Raw genomic sequence first — 9,139 nt, 5'->3', positions numbered from 1 at the left:
TTCGGTATCCGTCACGCTTTCTAATCTGACGCTGGCGCAAGCCAGCTTCGGTTAAAAAGTCAAAAGCCACTCGGCGAAAGTCGAGTGGCTTTTTTTCGTCCGGACCTTCCTCGCATTTCCTTGGGGAATCACGATGCGCACCCCCGGGGAACCCCCGTGCGGGCACGCACCTTGCACTGCTAGCATGCCCGTTCACTTTGCTCGCTGAATGATCGCCTTTGTACTGCGCCGCCTGATCCAGGCCGTGATCGTGATGATCGCGGTCGCGTTCATCGCCTTCCTTCTTTTCCAATACGTCGGCGACCCCGTCGTGTTCCTGCTGGGGCAGGACGCCAAGCCCGAGCAGATCCGCGAACTGCGGGCCGCATTGGGGCTCGACCAACCCTTCTTCGTGCAGTTCTGGCACTTTCTCGTGAATGCGGCGCAGGGCGAATTCGGCCTGAGCCTGCGCCAGGGCGCGAAGGTGTCGCGCCTGATCGGCGAGCGCTTCCCGGCCACGCTCGAGCTCGCACTGGTCGCCGCCGTGCTGGCGCTCTTCATCGGCATCCCGATGGGCGTGTACACCGCGCTGCGCCGCGGCACCTTCATGAGCCAGGTGTTCATGACCGTGTCGCTGATCGGCGTGTCGCTGCCGACCTTTCTCATCGGCATCCTGCTGATCCTGGTCTTCGCGGTCACGCTGGGCTGGTTCCCCAGCTTCGGCCGGGGCGAGACGGTGAACTTCGGCTGGTGGACCAGCGGCCTCTTCAGCGTCGATGGCTGGCAGCACATCGTGCTCCCGGCGGTGACGCTGGCGATCTTCCAGCTCACACTGATCATGCGGCTGGTGCGCGCCGAGATGCTGGAGGTGTTGCGCACCGACTACATCAAGTTCGCGCGCGCACGGGGCCTGTCGAACCGCGCCATCCATTTCGGCCATGCGCTCAAGAACACGCTGGTGCCGGTGATGACCATCACCGGCCTGCAGCTCGGCGGCCTCATCGCGTTCGCGATCATCACCGAGTCGGTGTTCCAGTGGCCCGGCATGGGCCTGCTCTTCATCCAGGCCGTGACCTTCGCCGACATCCCGGTGATGGCGGCCTACCTGTGCCTCATCGCCCTGATCTTCGTGGTGATCAACCTCGTGGTCGACCTGCTGTATTTCGTGGTCGACCCGCGACTGCGCGTGGGCAGGGCAGGAGGCCACTGAAATGACGACTTCGGGAACGACGGCAGCTCCGCGACTGACGGCCTCCGGCCGCGCGTTCGCCCACATCGCCAGCTTCTACCCCGAGATCGAGGCTTTCCGCCGCGACCTGCACGCCCATCCCGAGCTCGGCTTCGAGGAGGTGTACACGTCCGGGCGTGTGCGCGAGGCGCTGCGTGCCTGCGGCGTCGACGAGATCCACGACGGCATCGGCAAGACCGGTGTGGTCGGCGTGATCCGCGGCCGCTCGACGGCCAGCGGCCGGATGATCGGCCTGCGCGCCGACATGGATGCGCTGCCCATGCGCGAGGACAACGACTTCGCCTGGCGCTCCGCCTGCGACGGCCTGATGCACGGCTGCGGCCACGACGGCCACACCGCAATGCTGGTCGGCGCCGCGCGCTACCTGGCCGAGACGCGCAACTTCGACGGCACCGCGGTGCTCATCTTCCAGCCCGGCGAGGAAGGCTTCGCCGGCGCGCGCGTGATGATCGAGGACGGCCTGTTCGACCGCTTCCCGGTCGACGCCGTCTACGCGATGCACAACTGGCCCGCCATGCCGGCCGGCACGGTGGGCATCAACCGTGGCGCGATGATGGCCGCGGCCGACCGCATCACCATCGAGATCAAGGGCAAGGGCGGCCACGGCGCGCACGCCTACCAGACCATCGACCCGGTGATCGTCGCGGCGCACATCATCACCGCGGCGCAGACGATCGTGTCGCGCAACGTGCGACCGATCGATGCGGCCGTCATCAGCATCTGCGCGATGCAGGCCGGCGACCTCGGCGCGATGAGCGTGGTGCCCGGCGAGGCGACGCTGGTCGGCACCGTGCGCACCTTCAGCTCGCGCGTGCAGGCGCAGGTCGAGCAGCGCCTGAACGAGCTGTGCGCGGCCATCGCCTCCGGCTTCGGCGCAACGGCCACCGTCAAGTACGAACGCATCTACCCGGCCACCATCAACACCGCGCCCGAGGCCATGTTCGCGGCCGACGTGGCCGAGTCGCTGGTCGGCGCGCGCAACGTCGAGCGCAGCATGGAGCCCAGCATGGGCGCGGAAGACTTCTCCTTCATGCTGCAGAAGAAGGCCGGCGCCTACCTTCGCATCGGCCAGAACGTGCGCGACGGCGCGTATCTGCACAACAGCCGCTACGACTTCAACGACGAGATCCTGCCGCTGGGCGCCGCGCTGCATGCCGGCCTGATCGAGCAGGGCATGCCGCTTGCCGCTACCCGCGGCGCGCAGCCAGGGAAAGCAGCCGCCACCGCGGCGACGTGATTTGTTTGATTCCAACCCGAGGAGTGTTCCCATGAGTTTCAAGAAGAATGTGGCTGCGGCCGCCGTTTTGTGCGCCCTGAGCGCCTTCAGCATGGTCGCCGGTGCGCAGACCATCCGCATCGCGAACCAGGGGGACGCGCTATCGCTGGACCCGCACTCGCTCAACGAGTCGCTGCAGCTGAGCACCACTGCCAACGTCTATGAAACTCTGGTCGGACGCAACAAGGACCTGAGCGTCGCGCCGCTGCTGGCCACCAGCTGGAAGCAGACCTCGCCCACGGTGTGGCGCTTCGAACTGCGCAAGAACGTGCAGTTCCACGATGGCACGCCGTTCACGGCAGACGACGTTCTCTTCAGCTTCGCGCGCGCCTCGGGCGACGGCTCGGACATGAAGTCGAACACCACCGACATCAAGGAAGTGCGCAAGGTCGACTCGCACACCATCGAGATCGAGACCAAGGGGCCGTTCCCCATCCTTCCCGACGTCATCACGCAGCTCATGATCATGAGCAAGAAGTGGTGCGAAGAAAACAAGGCCGTCACGCCCGTGGACCGCCGCAAGGGCATCGAGAACACCGCCTCGTTCAAGGCCAACGGCACCGGTCCGTACCGCGTGCGCGAACGCCAGCCGAACGTGCGCACCGTGTTCACGCGCAACCCGACCTACTGGGGCAAGATCGAAGGCAACGCGCAGGAAATCATCTTCACGCCGATCGCCAACCCGGCCACCCGCGTCGCGGCGCTGCTCTCGGGCGAGGTCGACGTGATGGAGCCCGTGCCGGTGCAGGACATCGCGCGCGTCAATGCCAGCCCGAACGCCCGCGTCATCGCCGGCCCCGAGCTGCGCACCATCTTCCTGGGAATGGACCAGAAGCGCGACGAACTGCTCTACTCCAGCGTGAAGGGCAAGAACCCGTTCAAGGACAAGCGCGTGCGCCAGGCCTTCTACCAGGCCATCGACATCGTGGGCATCCAGCGCACCGTGATGCGCGGCGCCTCGCGCCCGACCGGCCTGATGGTCGGCCCCGGCATCAACGGCTGGACCGAAGCCCAGGACAAGCGCCTGCCGCTGGACGTCGAAGGCGCCAAGAAGCTGCTGGCCGACGCCGGCTACCCGAATGGCTTCGAGGTCACCATGAACTGCCCGAACGACCGCTACGTCAACGACGGCCAGATCTGCCAGAGCGTGGCGTCGAACCTCGCGAAGATCGGCGTCAAGATCAACCTCGCGGCCGAGACCAAGGGCACCTACTTCCCGAAGGTGCTGCGCCGCGACACCAGCTTCTACATGCTGGGCTGGACCCCGACCACCTACGACTCGCACAACGCGCTGACCGCGCTGATGGCCTGCCCCGACGACAAGACCGGAGCCGGCCAGTTCAACCTGGGCGCGTACTGCAATCCGAAGGTCGACGAGCTGACCAAGAAGATCCAGTCTGAAACCGACAAGTCCAAGCGCGACGCGATGATCAAGGAAGCCTTCGACCTTCACACCGCCGACGTGGGCCACCTGCCGCTGCACCAGCAGACGCTGGCCTGGGGTGTGAGCAAGAAGGTGTCGCTCACGCAGATGGCCGACAACTACATGCCGTTCAAGTGGATGAGCATCAAGCCGTAAGACAGCGGGCCGCCCGCACGGCGGCCTGACCATGGGCCCGCTTCTTGCGGGCCCATTCCTTTTTGCTTCGCGATGAAAAATAACCCCCACGCTCCCCTTGCTGCGCAAGGTCCGCTGCCCCCCGAGGGGGCCGCTTTTCATCCTGGGGCGGCCCGGCGATGAAGAAAACACTTGCCCGTTGGCTCGACAGCGATGTCGGCTACAGCTTCCGCACATCGCCCGTGGCCATGGCCGCGGCGCTGATCGCGCTGGTCTGCGTGTTCTGCGCGGTGTTCGCCGGCTGGGTCTCGCCGCACAACCCCTTCGACCTGGCCACTCTGGAACTGGGTGACGCGCGGCTACCGCCCGCATGGAGCGCCGAAGGCTCCTCCAAGTATCTGTTGGGCACCGACGACCAGGGCCGCGACATCCTATCGGCCGTGATCTACGGCGCGCGCATCTCGCTGATCGTCGGCATGGTGTCGGTGGTGCTGTCGGTCGCGGTCGGCGTGGTGCTGGGCCTGCTGGCCGGCTTCTTCGGCGGCTGGCTCGACTCCTTCCTCATGCGCGTATGCGACGTGATGCTGTCGTTCCCGCCGATCCTGGTGGCGCTGCTGATCGCGGGCGTCGGACGCGCGCTCTTTCCGGGGGCGCACGAGTCGCTCGCCTTCGGCGTGCTGATCATCTCCATCTCGCTGACCGGCTGGGTGCAGTACGCGCGCACGGTGCGCGGCTCCACGCTGGTGGAGCGCAGCAAGGAGTACGTGCAGGCCGCGCGCGTCACCGGTGTGGCGCCGCTGCGCATCATGCTGCGCCACGTGCTGCCCAACGTGCTGGGGCCGGTGACGGTGCTCGCCACGATCCAGGTGGCGACGGCCATCATCACCGAGGCCACGCTGTCGTTCCTCGGCGTCGGCGTGCCGCCCACTTCGCCTTCGCTGGGCACGCTCATCAGCATCGGCAACCAGTACCTGTTCTCGGGCGAATGGTGGATCACCGTGTTCCCCGGCCTGATGCTGGTGCTGATCGCGCTCAGCGTGAACCTGCTGGGCGACTGGCTGCGCGACGCATTGAACCCCCGCCTGCGATGAGAGAGGTAGCGCCATGAGCCTGTTGCAAGTCAAAGACCTCGTCGTCGAATTTCCCCACCGCCGCGGCACGCTGCGCGCGCTGGACCGCATTTCCTTCGACATCGCGCCCGGGGAGATCCTGGGCGTGGTGGGCGAATCGGGCGCCGGCAAGTCGCTCACCGGCGCGGCCATCATCGGCCTGCTGGAGCCGCCGGGCCGCGTGGCCGGCGGCGAGATCCTGCTGGAGGGCCAGCGCATCGACAACCTCGGCTTCGAGGCGATGCGACCCATCCGCGGGCGAAAGATCGGCGCGATCTTCCAGGACCCGCTGACCTCGCTGAACCCGCTCTACACCGTGGGCCGCCAGCTGGTGGAAACCATCCGCGCCCACCTGCCGGTGAGCGAGGCCGAGGCGCGCAAGCGGGCCATCGGTCTGCTGCAGGACACAGGTATTCCGGCGGCCGAGCAGCGCATCGACCACTTCCCGCACCAGTTCTCCGGCGGCATGCGCCAGCGCGTGGTGATCGCGCTCGCGCTCGCGGCCGAGCCCAAGCTCATCGTGGCCGACGAGCCGACCACCGCGCTCGACGTGTCGATCCAGGCGCAGATCATCCAGCTGCTCAAGCAGGTCTGCAAGGAACGCGGCGCGGCGGTGATGCTGATCACGCACGACATGGGCGTGATCGCCGAGACCTGCGACCGCGTGGCGGTGATGTACGCCGGGCGCATCGCCGAGATCGGCCCGGTGCACGAGGTGATCCACCAGCCCGCGCATCCCTACACCTCGGGCCTGATGGGCTCGATTCCCGACATGACCAGCGACCGCGAGCGCCTCAACCAGATCGACGGTGCGATGCCGCGGCTCAATGCCATCCCGGCCGGCTGCGCCTACAACCCTCGCTGCCCGCGCACCTTCGCGCGCTGCCTGGTCGAGCGCCCCGAGCTCATGCATGCCGGCGCCACGCGCGCCGCCTGCTGGCTGCACGACGCTGCCGACCCGCACGTGGGCCAGGCCGAGATCGCCGCGAGGCACCATGAAGCGATGGCGGCGGGCGAGCGCGCCACGCCCGAGGCTGCCGAGAGCATCGTGGAGGTGACGCGATGAACGCCGTTGCAAGCACCGTGGCGAGCACCCCGGCGAATGGCGAGCCGCTCGTCGTCGCCCACGACCTCGCGCGCACCTTCGACGTCTCGCCGCCCTGGCTCAACCGCGTGCTCGAGCGCAAGCCGCGCGTGCTGCTGCATGCGGTGGACGGCGTGAGCTTCTCCATCGAGCGCGGCAAGACGCTGGCGCTGGTGGGCGAATCGGGCTGCGGCAAGAGCACCGTGGCGCGGCTGCTGGTGGGGCTCTACGCACCCACGCGCGGCGGCCTGAAGTTCGACGGGCAGGATGCGCACGCCGCCTTCAAGACCGCCGAAGGCCGCAAGCTGCGCCGCCGCATCCAGATGATCTTCCAGGACCCCTACGCGAGCCTCAACCCGCGCTGGATCGTGGAGGACATCATCGGCGAGCCGCTGCGCGAGCACGACATCCTCAGCGACAAGGCCGCGCTGCGCGAGCGCGTGGGCGAGCTGCTGAAGTCGGTGGGCCTGTCGCCGCTGGACATGAGCAAGTACCCGCACCAGTTCTCCGGTGGCCAGCGCCAGCGCATCTCCATCGCGCGCGCCCTTGCCACGCAGCCCGAGTTCCTGGTCTGCGACGAGCCCACCTCCGCGCTCGACGTGAGCGTGCAGGCGCAGGTGCTCAACATCATGAAGGACCTGCAGCGCGAGCAGGGCCTGACCTACCTCTTCATCTCGCACAACCTCGCCGTGGTGCGGCACGTGGCCGACCAGGTCGGCGTGATGTACCTAGGCCGGCTGGTCGAGGTGGCGGACAAGCAGGACCTGTTCTCGGCGCCGCGCCATCCGTACACGCGCATGCTGCTGGACGCCATCCCGCAGATGAAGCAGACCGGCCGCTCGCGCACCCCGGTGCAGGGAGAGGTGCCGAATCCGCTGAACCCGCCCGCGGGCTGCGCCTTCCATCCGCGCTGCCCGCATGCGAATGCGCGCTGCTCGGCGGAGCGGCCGAAGCTGTCGAGCATCGGTGGCGTGCAGGTGGCCTGCCATGCGGTGGAAGAAGGGCGCATCTAGCGTCTGTAGCGAAGGGCAGGGAAGCGGCAGGGAAGGAAGGGAGAGGAGAGGGGCTGGCGACGCGCGCAATTCCGGGGTCGGCGCCGCGTGTTCGGCTTTAGGTCTATAAGCCTTGGTGTGCTTTCGTAAAAATCACACCAAGGAGAACAGCACATGCAGGCCTTGCTCCTGTTGCCCTTCGTCGGGCTTCTCTGGCTGCCGTTCTACAACAGCCCCTTGCCGGCGCTGTTCGGCTTCCCCTTCTTCTACTGGTACCAGCTGCTGTGGGTTCCCGTCACGGCACTGCTGATCTGGATCGTCTACCGCAGCGGGTATGACGCGGGAGACGAATGATGGACGGCCAGATCAACTGGACCGCGCTCTCGGTCTTCGTCTTCTTTTTCGTGCTGGTCACGGTGATGGGCTTCGCGGCCTCGCGATGGCAAAGCGGCGGCGCGAGCCACAAGGGCGCCCATCTGGATGAATGGGGCCTGGGCGGGCGCAACTTCGGCACCTGGATCACCTGGTTCCTGGTGGGCGGCGACTTCTACACCGCCTACACCGTCATCGCGGTGCCCGCGCTGGTGTACGCCGTGGGCGCCTATGGGTTCTTCGCGCTGCCGTACACCATCCTCGTCTACCCGATCGTCTTCATCATCATGCCGAAGCTCTGGCATGCCGCTCACAAGGCAGGGCACGTCACGGCTGCCGACGTGGTGTACGGGCGCTACGGCTCACGGGCCCTGGAACTGGCCATCGCGGTGACCGGCGTGGTCGCGACCATGCCGTACATCGCGCTGCAGCTGGTGGGCATGGAGGTGGTCATCAAGGCGCTGGGCCTCACGGGCGAGCTGCCGCTGGCGGCCGCCTTCGTGATCCTCGCCCTCTACACCTACTCGGCGGGCCTGCGGGCGCCGGCGCTCATCGCCTTTGTCAAGGACCTGATGATCTACATCGTGGTACTGGTGGCGGTGGTGCTGGTGCCCATGAAGCTCGGCGGCTACGGCCACGTGTTCCAGGTTGCCGGCGATGCCTTCGCGGCCAAGGGCGGCGCCACCGGGCTCACGCTCAAGCCGGCCCAGTACCTGCCGTATGCGAGCCTGGCGCTGGGCTCGGCGCTGGCGGCCTTCATGTACCCGCACACGCTGACCGGCATCTTCGCGGCGAAGAGCGCCAACACCATCCGCAAGAACGCCGTCTTCCTGCCGGCCTACACGGTGCTGCTGGGGCTGATCGCGCTGCTGGGCTACATGGCCTATGCGGCGCATCTCTCGGTGAAGAGCAACAACGACGTGGTGCCGGCGCTCTTCAACGCACTGTTCCCGTCGTGGTTCGCGGGCTTCGCGTTCGCGGCCATCGCCATCGGCGCTCTGGTGCCGGCGGCGGTGATGTCGATCGGCGCGGCCAACCTGTTCACGCGCAATTTCTGGAAGGCCTACGTGCGGCCCGATGTCACCCCGGCGGGCGAGGCCAAGGTGGCGAAGATCGTGTCGCTGGTGGTCAAGCTGGGGGCGCTGGTGTTCATCCTGTTTCTGCCCACGCAGTTCGCGCTCGACCTGCAGCTGCTGGGCGGCCTGTGGATCCTGCAGACCTTCCCGGCGGTGGTGTTCGGGCTGTTCTTCGGCTGGTTCCGCGCGCCGGCGCTCCTGGCCGGCTGGGCCGTGGGGTTGGCCGGCGGCAGCTGGCTGGCGTTCTCGGACGGCATCAAGCCCGTGCACACCTTCGTGATCGGCGGGGACAGCTACACGCTCTACACCGGGCTGGCGGCGCTCGTGCTCAACATCGTCGTCGCGGTGGCGGTGCAGCTGGTGGTCAAGGGCGCACCGCTGCGCGAAGCGCCCGTGCTGGCCGGAAAGTAGCGTCAGCCGCCGGTCGCTTTCGAGAAAGTGTGC

8 protein-coding genes are annotated in these 9,139 nt (G+C 67.3%); all 8 read left to right on the top strand.

Annotation, left to right across the window (positions count from 1 at the left end; all coding sequences use genetic code 11):
- The first annotated feature begins 208 nt into the window (after positions 1–208).
- The 8 genes from ACTJLF_RS28660 (at position 209) to mctP (ending at position 9,106) form a co-directional block, all read left to right on the top strand.
- Positions 209–1,189, top strand: a complete 981-nt coding sequence (locus tag ACTJLF_RS28660; protein ID WP_126182634.1) for an ABC transporter permease — start codon at positions 209–211, stop codon at positions 1,187–1,189.
- A gap of 1 nt (position 1,190) precedes the next feature.
- Entirely contained in the window at positions 1,191–2,465 is a 1,275-nt protein-coding gene (locus ACTJLF_RS28655; protein WP_440884352.1) for a M20 aminoacylase family protein, read from the top strand.
- Between the two features lie 31 nt (positions 2,466–2,496).
- On the top strand, positions 2,497–4,083 hold the full coding sequence (locus tag ACTJLF_RS28650; protein ID WP_019654488.1) for an ABC transporter substrate-binding protein: 1,587 nt from the start codon (positions 2,497–2,499) through the stop codon (positions 4,081–4,083).
- A gap of 158 nt (positions 4,084–4,241) precedes the next feature.
- Positions 4,242–5,153: an ABC transporter permease gene (locus ACTJLF_RS28645; protein WP_019654487.1), complete on the top strand. Its 912-nt coding sequence runs from the start codon at positions 4,242–4,244 to the stop codon at positions 5,151–5,153.
- Positions 5,154–5,166: 13 nt separating this feature from the next.
- Positions 5,167–6,237 (top strand): ABC transporter ATP-binding protein, encoded by a 1,071-nt coding sequence (locus tag ACTJLF_RS28640; RefSeq protein ID WP_126182636.1) that lies wholly within the window; start codon positions 5,167–5,169, stop codon positions 6,235–6,237.
- Entirely contained in the window at positions 6,234–7,268 is a 1,035-nt protein-coding gene (locus ACTJLF_RS28635; RefSeq protein ID WP_019654485.1) for an ABC transporter ATP-binding protein, read from the top strand. The genes ACTJLF_RS28640 and ACTJLF_RS28635 overlap by 4 nt, the downstream gene beginning before the upstream one ends.
- 153 nt (positions 7,269–7,421) lie before the next feature.
- Positions 7,422–7,601, top strand: coding sequence for a DUF3311 domain-containing protein (locus ACTJLF_RS28630; RefSeq protein WP_019654484.1), 180 nt, complete (start codon positions 7,422–7,424; stop codon positions 7,599–7,601).
- On the top strand, positions 7,601–9,106 hold the full coding sequence (mctP, locus tag ACTJLF_RS28625; RefSeq protein ID WP_132752319.1) for a monocarboxylate uptake permease MctP: 1,506 nt from the start codon (positions 7,601–7,603) through the stop codon (positions 9,104–9,106). The genes ACTJLF_RS28630 and mctP overlap by 1 nt, the downstream gene beginning before the upstream one ends.
- Positions 9,107–9,139 lie beyond the last annotated feature (33 nt).

This window comes from Variovorax sp. 22077 (assembly GCF_052044195.1).
GTDB lineage: Bacteria > Pseudomonadota > Gammaproteobacteria > Burkholderiales > Burkholderiaceae_C > Variovorax > Variovorax atrisoli.
The sequence above is the reverse complement of the archived record's forward strand: the minus strand, read 5'-3'. Positions and strand labels throughout refer to the sequence as shown.

Excerpts from the sequence above, each read along its gene's own strand:
- ACTJLF_RS28660 (WP_126182634.1), top strand. The coding sequence starts at position 209 with ATGATCGCCTTTGTACTGCGCCGCCTGATCCAGGCCGTGATCGTGATG.
- ACTJLF_RS28655 (WP_440884352.1), top strand. The coding sequence starts at position 1,191 with ATGACGACTTCGGGAACGACGGCAGCTCCGCGACTGACGGCCTCCGGC.
- ACTJLF_RS28650 (WP_019654488.1), top strand. The coding sequence starts at position 2,497 with ATGAGTTTCAAGAAGAATGTGGCTGCGGCCGCCGTTTTGTGCGCCCTG.
- ACTJLF_RS28645 (WP_019654487.1), top strand. The coding sequence starts at position 4,242 with ATGAAGAAAACACTTGCCCGTTGGCTCGACAGCGATGTCGGCTACAGC.
- ACTJLF_RS28640 (WP_126182636.1), top strand. The coding sequence starts at position 5,167 with ATGAGCCTGTTGCAAGTCAAAGACCTCGTCGTCGAATTTCCCCACCGC.
- ACTJLF_RS28635 (WP_019654485.1), top strand. The coding sequence starts at position 6,234 with ATGAACGCCGTTGCAAGCACCGTGGCGAGCACCCCGGCGAATGGCGAG.
- ACTJLF_RS28630 (WP_019654484.1), top strand. The coding sequence starts at position 7,422 with ATGCAGGCCTTGCTCCTGTTGCCCTTCGTCGGGCTTCTCTGGCTGCCG.
- mctP (WP_132752319.1), top strand. The coding sequence starts at position 7,601 with ATGGACGGCCAGATCAACTGGACCGCGCTCTCGGTCTTCGTCTTCTTT.